The sequence below is a fragment of the Falsiroseomonas sp. RANM36 genome (assembly GCF_056682175.1).
Map to the genome: position 1 here is coordinate 945,559 of NZ_JBWXTD010000003.1, position 541 is coordinate 946,099.

At 77.3% G+C, this 541-nt stretch carries 1 protein-coding gene; it reads right to left on the minus strand.

The genetic code is table 11. The features are described from left to right. Nucleotides 1-541 (minus strand): glycosyltransferase (locus AC1MIR_RS09355; RefSeq protein WP_480027898.1); only part of this gene is annotated, 541 nt, incomplete at both ends.

Here is a 541-nt window from a genome sequence, read left to right on the forward strand (position 1 = left end):
CGACGCCCCCGCGGGCGTCCGCGGGCGCGCCGATGGGGGGGCGGCGCGGGGCGCGCGCCGCGGCGTCGGGATGGAAGCGCGCAGGATCGCGCCCGTTCAGCACCGCGGTGGCGCGCGGATGGATGCCGAGGCGGCGCGCATCCTCGGCCTCTTCCTGGCTGACGGTCAGGTAGGTGTCGGTGATGCGACCGGCGGCGCGTTCCAGCGCAAGCGAGAGGTGCCGGCGCCACCACGGCCCGGGCTGGTTGAACAGGAAGCCGTGGCAGGTATAGGCGATGCGCGGCACGCCGGTGATGCGCGCCGCCGCGCGCGCCAGCAGCCCGCTGATCGGCATATGCGCATGCACGAGGTCGGGCTTCTCGCGCTTCATCAACGCGACCAGCGCGGCAAGGCAGCGCGCCTGCGCGATCGGGTGGAAGCCGCGCACCATCGGCACATGCTCGATCCGAAAACCTTCGGCGCGCGGCGCGTCGAGCAGCGCGCCGGGGGGGGGGGGGGGGGGGCGCGCCGGGCGCGCCGCCGGCCGGGGCGGGGGGCCGCC